The 20,689-nt window shown below is 35.1% G+C and carries 13 protein-coding genes and 3 riboswitches; of the genes, 2 read left to right on the top strand and 11 right to left on the bottom strand.

Going from position 1 to position 20,689, the window contains the following annotated elements:
* Nucleotides 1-152: 152 nt before the first annotated feature.
* The 7 genes from JFU54_RS18345 to JFU54_RS18315 form a co-directional block, all read right to left on the bottom strand.
* Nucleotides 153-1,685, bottom strand: coding sequence for an ABC-F family ATP-binding cassette domain-containing protein (locus JFU54_RS18345; RefSeq protein ID WP_002140244.1), 1,533 nt, complete (start codon nt 1,683-1,685; stop codon nt 153-155).
* 445 nt (nt 1,686-2,130) lie between these two features.
* A complete protein-coding gene (locus JFU54_RS18340; RefSeq protein ID WP_078204731.1) occupies nt 2,131-2,880 on the bottom strand; it encodes an ABC transporter ATP-binding protein in 750 nt (249 codons plus the stop codon).
* Nucleotides 2,877-3,875, bottom strand: coding sequence for an ABC transporter substrate-binding protein (locus JFU54_RS18335; protein WP_002124979.1), 999 nt, complete (start codon nt 3,873-3,875; stop codon nt 2,877-2,879). Before JFU54_RS18335 ends, JFU54_RS18340 begins: the two co-directional genes overlap by 4 nt.
* The gene (locus JFU54_RS18330) at nt 3,872-4,645 is read right to left on the bottom strand and encodes an ABC transporter permease (RefSeq protein ID WP_078204732.1); all 774 of its coding nucleotides are present in this window, start codon (nt 4,643-4,645) and stop codon (nt 3,872-3,874) included. The genes JFU54_RS18335 and JFU54_RS18330 overlap by 4 nt, the downstream gene beginning before the upstream one ends.
* A complete protein-coding gene (locus JFU54_RS18325; RefSeq protein ID WP_000082898.1) occupies nt 4,617-4,937 on the bottom strand; it encodes an MTH1187 family thiamine-binding protein in 321 nt (106 codons plus the stop codon). Before JFU54_RS18325 ends, JFU54_RS18330 begins: the two co-directional genes overlap by 29 nt.
* Nucleotides 4,938-5,039: 102 nt before the next feature.
* Nucleotides 5,040-5,141: riboswitch (TPP riboswitch) on the bottom strand.
* Between the two features lie 51 nt (nt 5,142-5,192).
* Complete coding sequence (locus tag JFU54_RS18320; protein WP_207192684.1) at nt 5,193-8,765, bottom strand: non-ribosomal peptide synthetase family protein; 3,573 nt, start codon at nt 8,763-8,765, stop codon at nt 5,193-5,195.
* Nucleotides 8,766-8,928: 163 nt separating this feature from the next.
* Nucleotides 8,929-10,668, bottom strand: coding sequence for a methyl-accepting chemotaxis protein (locus tag JFU54_RS18315; protein ID WP_078204733.1), 1,740 nt, complete (start codon nt 10,666-10,668; stop codon nt 8,929-8,931).
* Between the two features lie 140 nt (nt 10,669-10,808).
* A riboswitch (cyclic di-GMP riboswitch) is annotated at nt 10,809-10,893 on the bottom strand.
* Between the two features lie 282 nt (nt 10,894-11,175).
* Between JFU54_RS18315 and JFU54_RS18310 the strand changes: the two genes are divergently transcribed.
* The gene (locus JFU54_RS18310) at nt 11,176-12,489 is read left to right on the top strand and encodes an anaerobic C4-dicarboxylate transporter family protein (RefSeq protein ID WP_002029556.1); all 1,314 of its coding nucleotides are present in this window, start codon (nt 11,176-11,178) and stop codon (nt 12,487-12,489) included.
* A gap of 117 nt (nt 12,490-12,606) precedes the next feature.
* Here the strand turns inward: JFU54_RS18310 and thiE are convergent, their stop codons facing one another.
* Nucleotides 12,607-13,266 carry a thiamine phosphate synthase gene (gene thiE, locus JFU54_RS18305; protein WP_088038306.1) on the bottom strand — a complete coding sequence of 220 codons (660 nt, stop codon included), beginning with the start codon at nt 13,264-13,266 and terminating at the stop codon, nt 12,607-12,609.
* A 16-nt stretch (nt 13,267-13,282) separates the two neighbouring features.
* A complete protein-coding gene (gene thiM, locus JFU54_RS18300) occupies nt 13,283-14,089 on the bottom strand; it encodes a hydroxyethylthiazole kinase (RefSeq protein WP_063217680.1) in 807 nt (268 codons plus the stop codon).
* A gap of 72 nt (nt 14,090-14,161) precedes the next feature.
* Nucleotides 14,162-14,271: riboswitch (TPP riboswitch) on the bottom strand.
* 228 nt (nt 14,272-14,499) lie between these two features.
* Here thiM and topB point away from each other — a divergent pair.
* Complete coding sequence (gene topB / locus JFU54_RS18295) at nt 14,500-16,689, top strand: DNA topoisomerase III (protein WP_002140241.1); 2,190 nt, start codon at nt 14,500-14,502, stop codon at nt 16,687-16,689.
* A gap of 41 nt (nt 16,690-16,730) precedes the next feature.
* On the opposite strand, the gene JFU54_RS18290 is transcribed toward topB, so the two are convergent.
* Nucleotides 16,731-19,592: a YhgE/Pip domain-containing protein gene (locus JFU54_RS18290; RefSeq protein WP_063217679.1), complete on the bottom strand. Its 2,862-nt coding sequence runs from the start codon at nt 19,590-19,592 to the stop codon at nt 16,731-16,733.
* Between the two features lie 305 nt (nt 19,593-19,897).
* Entirely contained in the window at nt 19,898-20,689 is a 792-nt protein-coding gene (locus JFU54_RS18285) for an endonuclease/exonuclease/phosphatase family protein (protein ID WP_002016686.1), read from the bottom strand.

Raw genomic sequence — 20,689 nt, 5'->3', positions numbered from 1 at the left:
CCAAAGAAAAAGAACTCTTATGGTGCGCTTATAAGCGCACCATAAGAGTTCTTTTTCTTACAATTCTCATTTGAGAGTTCTCGAAAATCATGTTAATCACAAAGAAAAGGCATTAGCTCATAAAAGCTAACGCCTTTTCTTTGTGATTATTGTTAAACGTTCCATTTTTCGATATTCCATATTTTCGTTATCCATGCTTCATAGAAAGAGGGCTCATGTGAAACAATTAAAACTGTACCTTTATATTGTTTTAACGCTTCCTGTAAATCCGTCTTAGTCTCTGTATCCAAATGGTTAGTTGGTTCATCTAAAATTAAAACATTGCTTTTAGTTACGATAAGTTCGCATAATCGTACTTTTGTTTGTTCTCCTCCACTTAATAACTGGATAGGTTTTAATACATGTTCTTCTTTCAATCCGCACTTTGCTAATGCTTGTCGGATTTCTTTTCTTGTCATATCTGGTCTCCCTGCCCATACTCTTTCTAGTGCAGTTATTTCTGAGGAAAATTCCTCTTGTGCAAAATAAGCGGGTTTTACTCGTTCCCCAACAGAAACTGAGCCGCCTAACGGTTTTATTTGTCCTAGTAATGTTTTTAACATTGTTGTTTTTCCAATCCCATTATGACCAATAATCGCAATCTTTTCCCCTTTTTTCACTTGAAAATCCAATTCTGGAAATAACGGTTCACCATAACCAATTTTCAGTTTCTCTACCTGTAATATACGACTCACTGGCTCAGTATAAACATTAAAATCAAAACGGGCGCGAGGTACATCGTTAACCTTTTCAACCTTTTTCATTTTCTCTAATACTTTTTCACGACTTTTCGCTTGTTTCGCTTTACGAATTTTATTTTTTTGAATAAAACCCTCTAAATGTGCAATTTCTTTTTGTTGTTTCGCATACGCCGCTTGTAATTGTTTCCTTTGTAATTGATAACTTTGCAAAAAGGTTTCATAATCTCCCGCATAGCGCTTAACCTTTCGTTCTTCTAGATGATAAATAACATTCGTAATATTGTTCAAAAATATTTCATCATGCGAAATGATAATATAAGCTTTTTCATACATTTGTAAATATGATTGCAACCATTCTATATGTGCTGTATCTAAATAGTTAGTTGGCTCATCTAATAATAAAACATCCGCTTTTTCTAAAAGGAGTTTCCCAAGTAACAACTTTGTCCGCTGACCACCACTTAACTTTGAAACATCCTTTTCCAATCCTATTTCAAACAAGCCTAAACCTGTTGCTACTTCCTCAATTTCTGTATGAATTTGATAAAAATTAGAATTCTCCAATATAGTTTGTAACTCTCCATACCTTACTAACAATTTCGCTACTTCTCCTGCTCCAGCCATCTCTTCTGTAAGTTTTAACATGTCACGTTCCAACTCATACAGGTTAGAAAACGCACTTTGCAAGTATTCTTCAATTGTTATGCCTTCTTGTAAATCTATATGCTGTTGCAAAAAGCCAATCTTCACATGTGGAAACCATTCAATGTTTCCATCATCATGTATAAGTTCTCCTGTTAACAAGCGTAATAATGTGGATTTTCCAATTCCATTTTTCCCTACTAGCCCAACATGTTCGCCCTTTAATAATCGAAAGCACGCATTATATAAAATGGTTTTCTCACCATATGAATGACTTACATTTTCTACTGTTAATATACTCATCTTTTTTCTCTCCTTTTCTTATGATCCATAAGCTAAATAGAGAGAACAACAGTATAAAGCCTTATTTAGTTATACATATAAAAATGGGTAAGGTGAATACACCTTACCCATTACATATTATAGTAAGAAAGGATTAAGGTTCTTTACCTGCTGTCTTCAATTTAGCTTATTTGTTAAAAATGGGCAGACTTCTCCCGTATCAAGCTAAAACCATTTGAAGAACAGTTGATAAAGTCATTTTATCCTTTCACTCCTTTAACATTTGTTATATTAAGAGTATAAACCACTCTGTTATATTCTATTCTCTACTTTTTCTTTTGTTCCTTCTTCCAATTTATCCGATGTTAATGAACCCACTATTTCCCCTATAGATTTCATCTTTCTCCTTCAATAGAAAAAAGCCTCTTAACAGCAATTATACAAAAAACTGTTAAAAGACTTTTTTCTATTTTTTCATGTAAGGAGCCAATACTCTTAAAATTTCTTCCTTATCCTTCTTTAACTCAAGAGATGTTAACATATCCATCGTTCGCGGCCTAGGTAATTCCACTTGGACCTCGCCAACTATTGATGCTGGTCTTTGAGATAAAATAAATACGCGATCAGAAAGTAAAATTGCCTCATCTAAGTCATGTGTAACCATAACAATTGTTTGCTTTTCTTGATGCCAAGAATTTAAAAGCCAACTGTGTACTTCCATTTTTGTAAATGCATCTAATTTTCCAAAAGGCTCATCCAGCAGCATAATTGGCTTTTCACATAAATACGTACGAAGGAAACTAATTCTTTGACGCATTCCACCTGATAATTCATCTGGATAATGATCTGCATATTCATCTAGCTCAAATTGCTTTAATGCTTCCATTCCTTCTGTCAGCCTTTGTTTTTTAGGCTTCCCTTCGATTTCCAATGGAAGAACGATATTTTGCAAAGCCGATCGCCACGGTAGTAATAAATCTTGTTGCGGCATATAACTAACAACATCTTGTTTTTTTACATACTCCTCGTTATAAAACACTTCTCCGCTCGTTGGCTCTTCAACACTTGCAATCATATTTAATAATGTACTTTTTCCACAACCACTCGGACCTACAAAAGAGACAAACTCTCCCTCTTGTATAGACGCACTAATATTTGCTAATACATTCTTTCCATCGAAAGCTTTTAAAATATCTTTTATTTGTAATCCACTCATTTTTCACTTGGAAGGAATTCATTTGTAAAGGCATCTTTTACATCGATTTTCTTTTTAATAACTTTGTTGTCATATAAGAAATTCATGTAATTTGTCCAAATCTCTTCCTTCTGTACTCCCCACGCTTTTGCATCATCTTGATACTTTGTACTTAACCACTTTTGGCTTTCTTGTACTAATTCTTTATTCACATCCGGAACAGCTTTAATTAAAATATCCGCAGCTTCTTTCGGTTCTTTAATTGCAAAATCATAACCTTCTGTCGTTGCCGTCATAAATTTTTTCACAAAATCTTTATCTTGCTTCGTATGTTTTTCACTTGTAATAATAACAGGACTATAGAAATCAAGCGCTGGATCTAAGTCTTTTACCATAATTGTATTTAACTCTTTTCCTTGACGCTTCGCTTCAATTCCATCCCATCCATAATAAATCCATTCAAAGTCTGCATCACGACCGATTGATTTAAAGAAATCTGTTTGTCCAAGAATAATTTTTTCAACTTTATTAAAATCAGCTTGATGTTTCTCCATAATCGTCTTTAACGTCGCTTCTTCTGCTGGTCCCCCCCAGCCGCCATAACGTTTACCTTCAAAATCTTTCGGTGACGTCATATTATCTTTTTTTAGAGATGCAAAAGCAGAGGTATTATGCTGAATAATTGCACCAACAGAAACAACTGGGATTCCTTCAACACGAGCTAATGTTACATTTTCTTGTGCGCTTATCGCAAAGTCTGCTTTCCCAGAAGCAATCATCTGCTCTGCCGTTACATTATCACCAGGCTGGATAATTTCTACATCAAGCCCTTGCTTTTTGTAATAATCTTTCGTTTGCGCTACATATAAGCCAGTATGATTCGTATTTGGAAACCAATCTAAAACGACTTTTACTTTTTTATCTTTACTTGAACTTTCTTCTTTCTTCGCCGGATTACATCCAGCAACAGTTACTGCTAATAATGCAGCTAACATAATTTTTAAACCTTTTTTCATTTTCTGCCGCCCTTTCTGTATATCCATGGTGCTGTTATTCTTGCCATAAATTCAACAATAAAGTACAGACATAATGTCACCATGACGATAATCGCTGCAACACCAAATACTCGAGCCGTTAAAAAGGATTTTGTTGCTCTTGTAAGCATAACTCCTAATCCTTCGCTGGCACCAAGCCATTCCCCAATAATTGCCCCCATCACACTATATGTAACAGCAATTTTTAAACCTGAGAAAAAGTATGGGAGTACTGCTGGAAACTTTACTTTCTGGTAAACTTGCCATTTCGTTGCCTTCATTGTTTGTAACAGTTTCAGCATATTTTTATCTACCGTTTGGAAACCTTCTAAAATGCTAAGCGCAATTGGGAAGAAGCAAACAAGAATAACAACCATTACTTTTGGCAACATTCCGTATCCAAACCAAATAATAAATAATGGTGCGAGCACAACGATTGGAATTGTTTGCGAAATAACGAGCAATGGATTCATTAAAATCCGAAATAAAGGGATGACATCCATAATGATAGCAATGCTCGTCCCAAGTAAAATTGCAAAAAACAACCCAATTATTACTTCCTGTAACGTTTGCACTGTATTCGGTAATAGTAAATCTTTCATTCCAATTAACTCTTGCACAATTGCAGACGGCTTCGGTAAAATCCACGGATCAATTTTAAATAATGAAACAGATCCTTCCCATATAGCAATGAGAAGGATAAGCCAAATTGTTGTGATTATTTTAGATCGCTTCTGGTTTTGCATATTCATCACGGTACTTCCAAACTTTTTCGTCAATCGTTACGCCTGTACTTGGACGATAGTGAATTTTAATAGAAGTGATTACTTCTTCTGCTCCAGCATCGACGCAAGCTTGTTGCGCGCGTTTAATGACGTCAAGAAGTACATCTAATTCTCCTTCCAACGTTGTTTCCATTGCCCCTACTTCATAACGAACTCCCGACTGTTGTACAACTTCAATTGCTTTATCAACAACGGAATACACATCTTTGTTCTTCGCTTGTGGTACTACTGAAAATGAAATTGTAACTTGTTGTGACATAATAAAATCCCCCTTACAAAATATGGTTTCGAAAAAAAGAAAAGGCTTTCCTACCATGTAGGAAAGCCTTGTATACAAGTTATTCTATAATAACTTATGCTACATCACTTTAAAGTAACTCCCTACGCTGGCATTATCCAGATCAGGTTGAGGGTCGATGTATACTTACATCCTCTCAGCCAATTGGCTCCCCGGTTCTTAATTCGTTTTCATTGTAGCATGATTTATTTTATTGAACAAACAAAAGCGTACATATCATTTCATTATTTTTGGAAAATATCCAACTTCTTCACCATGAGCTAATAATTGCTGAATAAATTCTTTATTAATCGCTGGCACTACCAGTTCTTTTTTCTTAATCCATTCATTCGTTCTACGAGTACCCATTACAATTTCAGATTGCTGTGCTCCATCTCCTGCAACTTGAGAAGCAATTAGCTCTGCTATTACTTCATTTCCCTTCGCTAATTCAAGCCCGGTATTTACATATTCCGAAAGTGGAACCATTTCAAGGTTGTATCCACATCTCTCAATTAGCTTTATAAAATGTTCAAATTCAACTTGATATGGGTGACAGATGTGTAACATTTCTCCAGCTATTTGTGAATCTTGTACATATGTTACAATCGATTTACTAGCAAAATCAATTGGTGTAAAATCAATTTTCCACTTTACATTCGGAGCTTGTCCAATAAGTAACATCGCTTTAATCAGGCGATAAAATGCATTTCCTTCAATATTTTGTTGGAACCTTCCTGTTTTTGAATGACAAGCTAAGTTACCCGCACGATAAATATTTCCTCGTACACCATCTTTTATCGCTTCACGAACAAGGTTTTCTGCCTGTAGTTTACTATTAGAATACACATTCTCCAACACCACATCGTAGTTAAAATCACCTGTTTTTTCATATATATCCCATTGATCCACCGCTAATTCTATCGGAATACCAATTGTTGAAACAAAGTGGAATGTCGCTCCTTCTTCAGTTAACGCTAGCATACGACCCGTTCCTTGCACATTCACATTTTCAAACTGAGCCACATCTCCAAAATGTCTTACATCTGCACCACAATGAATTACAGTATCAACCTTGGAACGAATGACTTTAAATTCTTCCTCACTCATACCAAGATTCTCTGCCCCAAGATCACCAGGTACTGCTGTTATACGCTGGAGCCATTCTTTCTTTATATTTTTAAAGTAATTTGTTAATGTATTAACAATTCTTTGTTGTATATCTTGCGTTGGTCTTACTAAGCAATAAATATGTGCTGTTGTATCTTTTAGTAATTCATATAATATGTGAGAACCTAAATAACCAGTAGCTCCTGTTAAAAAGATATTTGAAACTTTACCGCTTTTCACTTCTTTTATATGTGAAATTGTTGCTGGCTCATGAATTACTTTATATTCACGGAATACGTCTTCTTCCTCTACTTTTAATTCCCTTTGAATTTGCGATAACCTATATATTGTGCGTTCCTGGAAAAAGTCTTGAATTGTTAAATGCGGAAAATCCTCTTTCAACAGAGTTAAAACTCGTAATACCTTTAATGAATGCCCACCAACTGTAAAGAAGTCGTCATTGACACTAACTTTTGAGACACCTAATACATCAATCCAAGCTTTTGCTATTTTTTCTTCCGCTTCAGTGGATGGTGCGATATATTCTTGTGAACGAACTGGCTCATACTCTTCTTCCAGTTGTGCTAATCGCTTCACATCAACCTTTTTATTTGGTGTAAGTGGCAGTTCATTAATATAAATTAACTTAGATGGCACCATATAATCTGGTAATTGTTCTCTTAAATCGTGTATTAAGGTTTCCATAGCAACTTCATTAACAGTTGTATAGAAAGCAACTAAATAATGACTACCTTCTTCACTTTTCTTCGTAAATACAACGGCATCTTTTATCATTTCATATTTTGCAATTGTATTTTGGATTTCACCTAGTTCAATTCGGTGCCCTCTAATTTTCACTTGATTGTCTTTACGGTGTAGAAATTCAATATTTCCATCTTCCAATATTTTAACAACATCACCTGTTTTATATATCTTACTATCGTAATTTAAGGGGTGTGGAATAAACACTTCTTCTGTTTTCTCTGGCTTATTAAAGTAACCTTTCGCGATACCTACTGATTCTATATATAATTCTCCCGGAATACCAATTGGACAAACTTTCATATTGTCATTTAATATCCAAACTTTATAATTACCCGCTGGCTTCCCAATTGGAATACTAGCAAATTTATCATTTAACTCCTCTGGAATTGGATAAGTAGTTGTTGTAATTGTACATTCCGTCGGACCATATGCATTATTCAATTGAACATGAGTACCAATTCTCTGTCGCCATAATTTCACTACTTCAGCAGTAAGCATTTCTCCACCAACTGCAATTCTCTTTAATGAATCCAACTTATATTTACTTTCATCTGGAAGGTATGTTGCTACTTGTTGTAAGAAAATTGTAGCTAATCCTAAAATAGATGTTGCCTTTTCTTTATAAATTGCATTTGCAAAAGCATCGACTGAAAGTCTTTGCTCATCTAATAAAACATATACATTTCCACCACAGAACAATGAAGCAAATAACTCCCAAATAGACGCATCGAAACTAAATGATGGGAACTGTGCAAAAATATCTTCTTCAGTTAATTCATAATATCTTTGCATCCATGTACATAAATTAACTACCCCGCGGTGCGCAAGCATTGTTCCTTTCGGGTTTCCTGTAGAACCTGATGTGTAAATCATATATGCAATATCATCAAGATGAATTGACAATTTCACATCTGCATCTGAAAATTTTTCAAGATTATAAAGAGACAACTCTCGAATGCCTTCATACGGAATTTTTGTTTCTTTTGTTAGCACTAATTTCGATTGGCTATCCTCAATAATATACTGCACCCGATTGGCAGGATAATCTGGATCGATTGGAATATACGCAGCGCCTGCTTTTAAAACCGCTAATAAACTTACTACCGTATCAATACTTCGCTTCATAAAGATACCAACATAATCGCCTTGTTTCACTCCATTATGTAATAACATATGAGCGATTTGGTTACTTTTTTTATTTAGTTGTTCATATGTTAATGTTCCTTCTAACGAAGATAAAGCTATACGATTTGAAAACTTCCTTACTGTTTCATAAAACATATCGGAAATACTCTTATTCGGATATGGTACTTCTGTATGATTTATCTCTTTATATATTGCTAACTCTTCTTCTGGAATAATATCCATAGCTACAATACATTGCTTCTCGTTTGTAATTCCTTGCTGTAATACATACTCAATTTGCTCTATATAACGAGTCGCTGTTTTTTCTTCCAATTGCATTTTATTATAAGAAACCTCAAAGTAATTATTCTTTAATTCAATAAAGTTCAACTGACTATTTCTATTCTCTATTCCTACTGTAACTGCAGGTTCCCCCCATTTTCCCTCATCATATTGTAATAATACCTTTTGTACTTCTTCCATGTTTTCTAACTGCACAATTTGATTATTAATTTCTACTTTTAGCTCTTCATAAGAAAGTTCCTCTGAAATCGTAATACATAACGGATAACTACTCTGTTCCATATAATGAGGAATCACTATACATTTTTCATTACTAACATGATGCAACCATACAAAAGTAGCGACTATGATATCTAACTTACTATGTTCGATCGCTTGTATATCCTCAATTTTCATCTGCTTATATTCGTTTACTTGAAAATCCTTCGGTATCATAAGTGGTTCATAATTTTGTTGCAAAAATTGTTCATATCTCTCCACATATGAACGTTTTAAGAAAATACTCATACTGAATCCTCTCGCTCTCCATAAAATAAAGTAAAACTTTAATCAGTGGGGGTGTTCATCCCCCACTGATTAAAGTTTTACTTCTAACATCCTTAAATTTAGATATTAGACTATTAATTAAAGAAATAAAGGTGCAGATTATATCTACACCTTATATTTTTTATTAACTTTTAAATTCTCCAATCAACTCTTGTAACTCCTGTGAAAGCCAACTTAAAGATGTAGCTAATTCTGCAATATCTTGTACTGATATTTCTTGCTCCTTCATACTTTCTTCAACATTACTACTGCTATTCGCATAAGTATTCGCGATATGCGATAATTCATTTACGACTTGAACGATATTCTGGCTATTTTGTAAAATATCACCTGAGTTGCTAGAAACAGCCCTAACTTGATCTGTAACAGACTGTGCTGACTTTGAAATTTTCTCGAAGAACGCACCACTACTTTGAACAAGAGTAATTCCAGATTCTACTTCTTTTGAACCTTTCTGCATTGAAACTACAGCCTCTTCTGTTTCAGTCTGCGTTTCACTAATTAATTTCGCTATATCTTTCGCTGACGTTTCAGTTTGTTCTGCTAATTTGCGCACTTCATCAGCAACAACTGCAAACCCTCTTCCAGCTGCTCCAGCACGTGAAGCTTCAATAGAAGCGTTTAAGGCTAATAAATTTGTTTGATTTGAAATACCTGTAATTACAGTTACAATATCACTAATTTCTTTTGACCTTGTTTCTAACGAATAGATGATAGAAGATAAATCTTGTACTGCATTTTGGATTAAACTCATTTGATTAATGATTTGTCCAATGACTTCATTACCTTCAATTGAATGTTGCTCCATACCTTCTGAAGCAACTGCAACTTGTTTCGCAGCCCCAGTTATCTCTTCTACCTTATTTTCCATTCCATGTACAATTCCTAGGCATTGTTGTACTGAAGTTTCTTGAGATTGCGCTCCTACTCTTAAACCTTCAATAGAACTTGCAATCTCTTGAACTGCCATACTGTTTTCCTCTGTACTTGCCGACAATTCTTGTGAAGAAGAAGAAACTTGCTCAGCAGTCTGTCTTACTTTATCTATAATCCCTTTAAATTTATCAATCGTGTTATTGAAATATATATTAATAATTCCAATATCATCTGGTCTTTCTTTTAATTTAATACTTAAATCACCTTCACCAATCTTACGTAATCCCTCTCGTAAATCTTTTAATGGAGCTAACGAGTGACGTACGATAAAGAATTGAGTAATAGTTGCCATTGCTAATGAAATAATAATAAAGAGTATACCCTGTATCACAAAATTCTTCTTTGTACTAGGAACGATAGAAGCATCTAAGTCAGCCGCAACAATTGCAACAATATTGTTTTCTCCATCCGTAATTGGCTCTAATATTGTCACCCACGAACCTAATTCATCTTCATATACTTCTGTCATCTGAGCCTTTTTCGTATCCATCACTTTATCGTATGCATTCATCCAATGAGCGGGTTGTTCATAATAATCTCCCGGCTTTACAGGGACTGCATTTGTTAACTCTGTAGTCAAACCAACGAGTTGTAACTCTCGCTTTTCATTCGCTTTTGCTCCTGTAACATACGTTTGTCCAACACTTTTCAATTCTTTTGACACTTCATCTAATTGCCCTGTTAACTTTTCTTTTTTCACTCTTTCGGCTGTAGGATCTTTCGTCATGTCTCTAACTAATTCTACATCCAGTTTTTTTAGCACTATCTCTCCCGTTTCAATAGACTGTCTTTCAAATAAAGACATCATACTATTTTGAAACATGTTGAAGCTTAATGCACCCATACTTCCAACAAGCGTCAAAATAACTAAGACAGTTAATAAGACGTTCTTTTGAAGAAATGATAACTTATGCCAATACTTTTTCACTAATATTCACCTTCCTTAATTATCAAAATTAAAAACAAAAAAACAAAATATACGAATATTTTGTTTAGAAATGATTCTCAATATGTTCGAGAATAAAAAAAGACCAATGTAAAAGCATTGGCCAAGACCAACCCTATCCGTCCGGTAACTGGCTAGCATAGCCTTTCGACCTTAGCTCCTGTAGTTTTGCGTCCTCATGTTTCCATCAGTTTGCCTTTCTCGCTGAACGAGTTGAACGATATGGGAGTTCTATGAGAATTACAATATTCTCTTTCAAAGATTACAACATAAAAATTAAAATGTCCACCCATTTGTACATATAAATATAAAGTTTTAACGGATTATTTTTTCGAAATAATTTAACAAAGTACGTGAATGTTACATTTCTTGTGTTATATAATAAAAAATGTATATAAAATAAGGATTATCACGGATATTTATTTAATTTTCATTCAAATTAAATTATTCGAATATATCTTAACTTACGAATTTCGGAGGTAGTTTATCATGTTTTGGCTACAATTTCTTACGTTACTACTCTGCATTTTTATTGGCGCACGCCTAGGCGGAGTTGGTCTAGGAGTAATGGGTGGCGTTGGTATGGCAATACTTGTTTTCGTCTTCCACTTACAACCTACAGCCCCTCCTATTGATGTAATGCTTATGATTTTAGCAGTAATTACAGCTGCCGGTGCTTTGCAAGCTGCTGGAGGAATGGATTACCTTGTCTACCTTGCTGAGAAAGCATTACGAAAAAATCCAAAGCGTATTACATTTTTTGCTCCTATTGTTACTTATTTATTCACGCTATGCGCGGGAACTGGTCATGTCGCTTATTCTGTACTTCCCGTTATCGCCGAAGTATCTCGCGAATCAGGAATTAGACCTGAACGACCAATGTCAATTGCCGTTATCGCTTCCCAGCAGGCAATTACAGCTAGTCCAATATCGGCTGCAACAGTTGCACTTTTAGCAATGTTAGCCGACTATAAAATCACCTTGTTAGATATTTTAAAAGTCAGTATCCCTTCTACTTTTATTGCTTGTATGGTAGCTGCATTCGTTGCTAGTAAAATGGGAAAAGAATTAAATGAAGACCCTGAATACTTGAAGCGATTAAAAGAGGGAATGATCCCTAAACTTGAAGAGAAAAAAGAATTTGCGGGTGTAAAAGGCGCTAAATTATCAGTTATCCTTTTCCTAGTAGGAACTTTCCTTGTCGTACTTCTTGGTTCATTTGAAGCCCTTCGTCCGGGATGGATGGTTGACGGGAAGTTAGCTCGTCTTTCCATGCCAAACACAATTGAAATGGTCATGTTAACCATTGCTGCTCTCATTATTATTTTCTGTAAACCAAATGTGGAAAGCATTGTAACTGGTAACGTCTTTAAAGCAGGCGCAACAGCAGTTGTTGCTATTTTTGGTATCGCTTGGATGGGAGATACTTTCTTCAACGGAAACTTAAATATAATTCAAGGATCAATTCAACACTTAGTGACAAGTGCACCATGGCTATTTGCTATTGCACTATTCATTCTATCTATTTTACTGTATAGCCAAGCAGCAACAGTTCGTGCTTTAGTGCCACTTGGACTATCACTTGGTATTCCGCCGGCATTACTTATTGCGATGTTCCCTGCAGTAAATGGATATTTCTTCATTCCAAACTACGGGACAATCGTTGCTGCAATTAACTTTGACCGTACTGGTACAACAGGAATTGGTAAATATGTTTTAAATCATAGCTTTATGATTCCGGGCCTGATCGCAACCTTTACTTCTATTGGAATTGGAATGCTCTTAATTTCAATTATGTTTTAAAGAAAAAGCACAAACCTTTATTTAAAAAGGTTTGTGCTTTTTTAATCAAACGTTTGTTTAAACTTTTTTGGCAGTCTATTCCTCCATATAGCATTTAAAATATTACATAGGCTTTTTCTACAAACTCTTATTTACTTCCTCAACTAATTTCTTCGTACCTTCATACGCAGATTCCGCTAAGCTAATCGCTGAAATAACTGAAACACCATCCGCACCCGCTTCTATAACAGAAGCTGTATTTTCAATCGTAATCCCACCAATCCCAACGATCGGTATTGTAATCTCTTGTTCCCTAAAATACTTTAGACCTTTCGTTTCTTGAACCGCTTTTGTATCTTTTTTCGTACTCGTCGGAAAAATTGGACCAACTCCTAAATAATCGGCTCCATTTTCAATCGCCCAGCGTGCTTCTTCAATTGTATGTGTAGATACTCCAATAATTTTATCTCCCATTTTTTTACGAACAGATGTAATTCCTTCATCATCTTGTCCAACATGCACGCCATCTGCATCTAACTCGAGGGCTAGTTCCACATCATCATTTACGATGAATGGTACATCGTACTCCTTGCAAAGCGCTTGCAGTTCTTTCGCAAAATCAATACGTTTCTCTCCCGTTAAAGCCCCTTCTCCCTTTTCACGAAATTGAAAAATTGTTATACCGCCTTCAAGTGCATCTCTCAATACTTGTAGTGGCTCCTTCGTACAATTGTTACTTCCCATAATAAAATATACTCGTAATAACCTAGACATTTCATCCATTGTAATGCGCGACATCTAGTTCCCCTCCTTACTATATAAACTCAATCTTCCCATACTTCTCAATATCATCTGAAGTTGTATTTGCTAACTGATTTAAAAATTCAATTTGGAAACTACCAGGTCCCTTCTCCACTGTCTTAGCAGCTGCCAGTTCCGCAGCTACACCATAAAACGTTAATGCCGCTACTGCTGCCTTTACATAATCCTTTTCTACCGCTACAAATGCTCCTATTACAGAAGTTAGCAAACAACCTGTTCCAGTAACTTTCGTTAAAATAGGATGGCCATTTCGAATAAAAATAGTTCGCTCTCCATCTGTAACAACATCTTCTTGTCCAGTAATTACCGCAACTGTATTTAAGTCATCCGCTGCCTGTTTTGCAATATTTACAACATTACCGTTGCCAGTACCAGCTTCTACACCTTTAATTTCCCATTTCTCATTAATAACGTTAGCTATTTCAGCTGCATTTCCGCGAATAACAGCTAAATCGATTTCAGCTGGAATATATCTCGCAACTTCTGTTCGATAAGAAGTTGCTCCTGCCCCAACTGGATCAAACAATACTGGTACATCATTCGTATTTGCTGATTTACCAGCAAGTAACATCGCTTCTACCTCTTCAGGACGAAGTGTACCCATATTTAAAACAAGGGCTCCCGCAATGCTAGCCATTTCTGCTACTTCTTCTTTTGCATACGCCATTACAGGTGATGCTCCTAATGCTAACAAACCGTTTGCTGTAAAATTTGTTACAACAACATTTGTAATATTATGCACGAGTGGATTAGACTCTCTCACCAAATCCACTACTTTACTAATTTCTTTCATATTCATCCTTTTCATCTCCTAACTATAGTAATGGGAGATACACAAAAAGGCACTTTGCGCGTACGCAAAGTGCCTGAACATGTGCTTTTACACTCTCCCTACGCTGGCATTATCCAACAGGTTCAAATGGTCAATGACGGACTAGTCATACTCTCAGTTTGCATCCACAAACTCCCATGTGTTTATTATTCATCTACTTCAAAGTCTACTCTTATTCTAGTAAAATAACAAGTTCTTTACTTTTATAGAATGATAGAGATCAGAACTCTCTTGGTTCAACCATTCTTCGCCTTTATATAAGTAAAACTCTCACACGTATATTTCACCACAAATAACTCAAACCGTCAGCAAGACTGAATAGAACAAAGATGTATGCTATATTTAACGTATGGAAATTTGAAAGGATGTTTTTAAATATGGCAAAAAGTATTGTAATTGCTGAAAAACCTTCTGTTGCACGTGATATCGCACGTGTACTGAAATGTGATAAAAAAGGGAACGGCTATCTTGAAGGTAGTAAATATATTGTTACTTGGGCTTTAGGTCATCTCGTTACATTAGCTGATCCAGAAAGCTATGATGTGAAATATAAACAGTGGAATTTAGAAGATTTACCAATGCTACCGGAACGTTTAAAACTAACCGTTATTAAACAAACAGGGAAACAGTTTAACGCTGTAAAAAGTCAGCTTCTTAGAAAAGATGTAAATGAAATCATTATAGCTACTGACGCCGGTCGTGAGGGAGAGTTGGTCGCACGCTGGATTATCGATAAAGTTAAAATGCAGAAACCGATTAAACGTCTATGGATTTCATCTGTTACCGATAAAGCAATTAAAGATGGCTTCGCAAATTTAAAACCAGGAAAAGCATATGACAATCTATACGCTTCAGCTGTCGCACGTTCAGAGGCTGACTGGTATATCGGACTTAATGCGACTCGAGCATTAACTACTCGCTTTAATGCCCAACTAAATTGTGGTCGTGTTCAAACACCTACTGTAGCCATGATTGCAAGCCGTGAAGATGAAATCAAACATTTCAAAGCTCAAACTTACTATGGTATCGAAGCTCAAACAGCTGAGAGATTAAAGCTAACTTGGCAAGATACAAAAGGAAATAGCCGTAGCTTTAATAAAGAAAAAACTGATGCAATCGTGAACAAAATTAGTAAACAAAATGCTACTGTTGTAGACATTGATAAAAAACAAAAGAAATCGTTCGCTCCTGGTCTTTACGATTTAACTGAACTACAACGTGATGCGAATAAAATATTTGGTTACTCTGCGAAAGAAACATTAAACATTATGCAAAAATTATATGAACAGCATAAAGTTTTAACGTACCCTCGTACAGATTCACGCTATATTTCATCTGATATTGTCGGAACACTTCCAGAGCGTCTGAAGGCTTGCGGAGTTGGAGAATACCGTCCTTTAGCACATAAAGTATTGCAGAAACCTGTAAAATCTAATAAATCATTTGTTGATGATAGTAAAGTAAGTGATCATCACGCAATTATTCCAACAGAGAGCTATGTAAACTTCTCAGCTTTCACAGATAAAGAACGTAAAATTTATGACTTAGTTGTAAAACGTTTCTTAGCTGTTTTATTCCCGGCCTTTGAATATGAACAACTAACATTGCGCACGAAAATTGGTGACGAAACGTTCATCGCACGCGGAAAAACGATTTTACATGCTGGTTGGAAAGAGGTTTATGCAAATCGGTTTGAAGATGATGATGCAAGCGATGATGTAAAAGAACAAATCTTACCTCGCATCGAAAAAGGCGATACATTAAACATAAAACTAATTGTCCAAACATCAGGTCAAACGAAAGCACCTGCACGCTTTAATGAAGCAACATTACTTTCAGCAATGGAAAACCCAACAAAATACATGGATACGCAAAACAAACAACTTGCTGACACGTTAAAGTCAACTGGTGGATTAGGTACTGTAGCTACACGAGCTGATATTATCGACAAGTTATTCAATTCGTTCTTGCTTGAAAAACGTGGTAAAGATATTCACATTACTTCAAAAGGCCGTCAGTTACTTGATTTAGTGCCAGAAGAACTGAAATCTCCTACACTAACTGGTGAATGGGAGCAAAAGTTAGAAGCTATCGCTAAAGGAAAATTAAAGAAAGAAGTATTCATTTCAGAAATGAAGAACTATACGAAAGAAATTGTTGCTGAAATTAAATCGAGTGATAAGAAATATAAACACGACAACATTTCAACGAAGTCTTGTCCAGACTGTGGTAAACCAATGTTAGAAGTAAACGGTAAAAAAGGTAAAATGCTTGTATGCCAAGATCGCGAATGTGGTCACCGTAAAAATGTATCCCGCACTACAAATGCACGCTGTCCTCAGTGTAAAAAGAAACTAGAACTTCGTGGTGAAGGAGCAGGCCAAATTTTCGCATGTAAATGTGGCTATCGTGAGAAACTTTCTACATTCCAAGAGAGACGTAAAAAAGAATCCGGCAGCAAAGCTGATAAACGCGACGTTCAAAAATATATGAAACAGCAGAACAAAGAAGAAGAACCATTAAACAATCCATTCGCAGAAGCATTAAAGAAATTAAAATTTGATTAAACAAAAAGGTTCCTACCACTATCGGTAGGAACCTTTTATTTTTAATGAATAATTTTACTTCCTTTTGCGTTCTCAACAAACTTTTCACTTGATTTGTTAATTGGTGTTTTCAGTAATAATGCAGCCACAACCATGATTACTACGAAAGCACTTAACACAAGTAAATCTCTAGTTACTATATCCCAAAGCATTCCACCTACTGTTTCACGAATTGCACTAATAGCATATGTGAATGGCAAGAACGGATAAATCGCTTGGAAGAATGGTGGTGTCATTTGAATTGGGAACGTACCGCCCGATCCTGCTACTTGTAGTACAAGTAAAATAATCGCCATCGATTTCCCAACGTTTCCGAAAATAGAAACGAGTGAGTACACGATACAAACAAATACTCCCCCAATAAATAAACTAAATAACACAAACCAGAACTTATCGACTACGTACGTACCGAGTAAGAATATATCTCCCATTGATACGATAAACGCTTGTGAAAGACCTATCGTTAAGAATGTTAATAAACGTCCGAAGTAAACTTCATGGCTCTTATAATTCGCGCCCTCTTCGTGTACTTCTACCGTTAATAATGAAACCATTAATAATGCGCCTACCCATAATGCAAGCACTGTATAGAATGGTGACATTGCTGAACCGTAGTTCGGCATTGCAAATAATTTATTCTCTTTTAAATTTACTGGATTTGCAAAGTAGTCACTTTGCTTTTCAACATCATTCTTTAATAAGCGTATGATGTCTTTTATATCCTCTTCAGATTCAAAATCACGAATTTTATCTGCTAATTCTTTAATCTTTTTCTCAGTCTCCGGCATTTCAGCTTTAATGTCTGCTAATTTCTTTCTACCGTCTACTAAGCCTTTTGATGAATCTTCTAGTAATTTTTTAACATCTGGAAGCTTTTTGTCTGCATCATTTAAAATTTGAGTTGTATTTTTCGACATCTCTTTTGTACGAGCAATTGCTGTATTGAAGCCTGGTACAATTTCTGCATCATACGTCGATAATACATCTGCTAATTGAGCTGCTCCGCCTTTCGCAGCATTGTTAATACTTTCAATTACATCTTTTGTCGGTTTCTGGCCATTGTTAAGAAGTGTAATACCCTTATTCGTTGCCTCTACACCTTTTTGTAAACTGCTTTTCGCTTTATTTAATTTTGCAATTCCATTATTAAGGTTTTTATCACTATTTACATCTGCTAAAACCTTATTTGTGCTTTCTAGAACGGGAATCATATCATCAATTAAACCGATTCCAGATTGGAATTGACCATTCAAACTTTTTAAGGCTTCCTTCGAACCTTCTAAACCGTTAACGCCTCTATTTTGTACATCCTCTAGTGCTTTTTGGAAACTAGATTTAGTACTTTCAAAACCATTTTTCGCTTTATCGTAATCTGCTTTCGCATTATCATATAATTCATTTGCATCAGCTTTAGCTTGATCTACTGTGCTAACTGCTTTTTTATAATCTGCTACAAATGTTTCATTATAATCTTTTTCAGCTTGATCAATTAACGCATTTGCTGCATCTAATTTTTGATTAGCTACATCTGTTACATCTTTCTTTACTTCTTGTCCTGTACCAATAGCATTTACAATATCTTTAATACCGTTATTTGCATTTTCCATACCGCCTTTAAGCTTCGTCAGACGATCCACTCGTCCTTGGAAAAAGCTTTTACCAAAATCAGTCGTTACTGATTTCTGAAGTTCGGTAAATACATTAATAAGATACGAAATACCCTCTGTACGAGATTGCAATTGATCTGATACCGCATTTAAATCTTTCTTTGCTTGTTCCGGATCAAATTTTCCATTTTGCAATCCATTTACAACACTTTTCCCATAAGCCGTTCCTGCACGGGATGAACTTAAAACATTATTTACTGTTTGATTAATATTTTGCGCTATACTTTTGTAACCATCATTGTTCAACTTAGAAAGATCCGGTCTCGCCGGGAATTCAGGTAATCCATTCATTCCAGAAAAATCAGGGATATTTAAATCTACACCCGGATTCATTAAAAAGTCAGTAAATGCAGCTGCGCTATCCATAACACCTTTTGCTGCTACTAAATCATTTCTTATCGTTCCTGGAGCATTCTTTAATGTTTGATCTTGTCTTGCAAAGAACTTATCTAAATTTGCCAACGCTTCTTGCCCATCATTTATTACACTCTCTACAACAGGTAGATCTTTTTGTGCTACTTTCACGATATCTTCCGCTCGAGTCGCATCATCTAACGCCTTATCCATAAGTGTATTCATTTCTGGGAACTGCGCTTCTAATTTAAATACAAGATCTTTTACTTTCTCGATGCTTGGTAAGTTAGTTTCTAAATCGATTCCAAGGTCATTGAAGATTTCAAAAATCTCACCGTTTGCTGTTTTAACAAAGTTTTTACTAACCTCTTCTGTAAGACCCGATGCACCTTTAGCTGTAATTTTCGGTGCAATCGCATTTACTTTTTCATTTACATAGTAATCAAGTTCTGGTTTCTGTGGATTTTCATTCAAGACCGTTGCAATCTTTTCAGAAAAATCTTTTGGAATAGTAATACTTGCGGAATAATCTCCACGCTCTACTCCATAAATTGCTTGCTTTTCATCAACAAACTTCCACCCGAAATTTTTGTCCTTCTTAAGTGAATCTACAATTTCTTCCCCGATGTTAATATCTTTCCCTCTTAAATTTGATCCAACATCTTGGTTAGAAACTGCAATTTGGATTCCTTTCGTATTTCCGTAAGGATCCCAAGAAGCTTTAATGTTAAACCATGCATATAACGATGGTAAAATCATTAACCCTAAAACAATAACAATTGCAGCCCAATGTTTGGCTACATTCCGTAAATCTGTCTTATAAATACGCCAAATTTGTTTCATAAAAGTTATCACCTAATTATATATTTTTCCTTCTTTAGAAAATGATACATACATTTTGTAATTATATCACTTTCTACATCGTGGATTAAACGAAAACATACTATTTTTCCCATTAAATATTTCACTTACTTCATTATATAACGAAGTAAAAAAAGTATGCATACAAAATGACCAAATTAGTTTTACATTCAATAATAACAAATATATAGGAAATGTCATAAAAAATACAAGTATTTTCTCTTGGGAATACTTGTATTTATCAAAAAATCCTCACAGCTTTTCATTATCTGTGAGGATTTCTTCTATTATATATCTAATTGTACTTCTACACCGAAATGGTCAGAAATTACATTTCGATTTGTTCCATTAAAAATGACTTTTGAAGAATTAACTGTTTTACTTTGATTGCTTAATATTAGGTCGATTCGTAAGTTTTGTTTATTTTCATCCCAACCAGCAATCTCTCCTTGGACAGTTGTTCCTTCATCCTTCTCTATCGCTAGTTCATATGTGTCATATAAACCTTTTTGCATCATATACTCATAACCCTCTCCTTCCAAACGAGCATTGTTATTAAAATCACCCATTAAGAAGGAAAGTTCATTGCTATTTACACGCTCCATTAAACGATCAACTTGGTCTTTGAATGATTCTTCTTCATCATTCCACCAACCGAGATGGCAAGAATAAAACGTTATATTCTTATCATTATAAGCAATTGTTGCACTTACAATTTTGCGTGTTTTCCAATACGTTGTATCCTTATTTTCTGAGACAAAGAGCGTATCTTCCTTTACAATGTTGTGCTTTGTTATAATTGCTAATCCTTCTTCGTACACGTCATATCCAATATGAGAGAAATCCCAAATAATATTGTATTCTTTTACATTTAATGCTCTTAACTCTTCTAGCAGTAAAAGTCCAAAATTATCTTTTTTCTTGTTACCGCATACATTTTCAGCTTGTATAGACTGACTTACTTCTTGCAATGCGATCACATCATAATCTTCTTCTTGAATTGCTTTAGCAAGATACTTTATTTTTTCAATTTGATTCTCTTCTTGCCAAGAGTGACAATTTAAAGTTAGCAATTTCAT

The organism is Bacillus sp. TH19, from assembly GCF_016651075.1.
GTDB lineage: Bacteria > Bacillota > Bacilli > Bacillales > Bacillaceae_G > Bacillus_A > Bacillus_A mycoides.
Note: the sequence above shows the minus strand (reverse complement) of the source record. Positions and strands in the feature narration are given on the sequence as shown.

What these genes read in the sequence shown, in the direction of transcription:
- JFU54_RS18345 (WP_002140244.1), bottom strand. Translation starts at nt 1,685, where the DNA reads ATGAGTATATTAACAGTAGAAAATGTAAGTCATTCATATGGTGAGAAA.
- JFU54_RS18340 (WP_078204731.1), bottom strand. Translation starts at nt 2,880, where the DNA reads ATGAGTGGATTACAAATAAAAGATATTTTAAAAGCTTTCGATGGAAAG.
- JFU54_RS18335 (WP_002124979.1), bottom strand. Translation starts at nt 3,875, where the DNA reads ATGAAAAAAGGTTTAAAAATTATGTTAGCTGCATTATTAGCAGTAACT.
- JFU54_RS18330 (WP_078204732.1), bottom strand. Translation starts at nt 4,645, where the DNA reads ATGAATATGCAAAACCAGAAGCGATCTAAAATAATCACAACAATTTGG.
- JFU54_RS18325 (WP_000082898.1), bottom strand. Translation starts at nt 4,937, where the DNA reads ATGTCACAACAAGTTACAATTTCATTTTCAGTAGTACCACAAGCGAAG.
- JFU54_RS18320 (WP_207192684.1), bottom strand. Translation starts at nt 8,765, where the DNA reads ATGAGTATTTTCTTAAAACGTTCATATGTGGAGAGATATGAACAATTT.
- JFU54_RS18310 (WP_002029556.1), top strand. Translation starts at nt 11,176, where the DNA reads ATGTTTTGGCTACAATTTCTTACGTTACTACTCTGCATTTTTATTGGC.
- thiE (WP_088038306.1), bottom strand. Translation starts at nt 13,266, where the DNA reads ATGTCGCGCATTACAATGGATGAAATGTCTAGGTTATTACGAGTATAT.
- thiM (WP_063217680.1), bottom strand. Translation starts at nt 14,089, where the DNA reads ATGAATATGAAAGAAATTAGTAAAGTAGTGGATTTGGTGAGAGAGTCT.
- topB (WP_002140241.1), top strand. Translation starts at nt 14,500, where the DNA reads ATGGCAAAAAGTATTGTAATTGCTGAAAAACCTTCTGTTGCACGTGAT.
- JFU54_RS18290 (WP_063217679.1), bottom strand. Translation starts at nt 19,592, where the DNA reads ATGAAACAAATTTGGCGTATTTATAAGACAGATTTACGGAATGTAGCC.
- JFU54_RS18285 (WP_002016686.1), bottom strand. Translation starts at nt 20,689, where the DNA reads ATGAAATTGCTAACTTTAAATTGTCACTCTTGGCAAGAAGAGAATCAA.